The organism is Psychrobacter sp. 1U2, from assembly GCF_051847575.1.
On the sequence record NZ_JBPYDC010001680.1, the window covers coordinates 1 to 544 of the forward strand.

General features: G+C 41.0%; 1 protein-coding gene. It reads left to right on the top strand.

Annotated elements, in window-relative coordinates; translation table 11 throughout:
- Nucleotides 1-38 precede the first annotated feature (38 nt).
- Nucleotides 39-544: thioesterase family protein (locus ACS8FD_RS23845; protein ID WP_439277670.1), on the top strand; the 506-nt coding region annotated here is incomplete at its 3' end.

A 544-nucleotide genomic window follows, 5' to 3' on the forward strand; every position in this document is an offset into this window, starting at 1 on the left:
GACATAACTTTACTGAGCTACTTTTTTAGCCAAACGATGTGAGCCAAATTATGACGACAGCGCCATCAAACCCTACTTCTTTACCTTTATACTCTACCGATTACCGCGTGTATATCAACCATACGGATGCTGGCGGTATAGTCTATCATGCCAATCATCTGGTGTTTTTTGAAAATTGTCGCCGCGACTGGTTTAGTAAGCTTGGTCTAAACGGCTATTTTATGCATGCTGATGATGGTCAAATTCAGCATTTTGTAGTGAGTCAAGCACAGCTACAATACAAAAAGGCAATATTTTTAGATGAAGTGATTAAAGTACATATCGATCGAGTTGAGCTAAAACCTGCCAGCATTGTATTCTATCAAAGTATTCATCGCCATGCGTCACAGGACGCCAATGAAAATCACTACCCTTCTACAAAGACTCTGTTAAGTAGCGCTAAAATTGTCATTGCTTGCGTGCAAAATCAGACAAAACCAGAACCAGCTGATAATGCTGATACATCAGACATAGCGGCTAATGCTGCACCAATACGGCCGATACG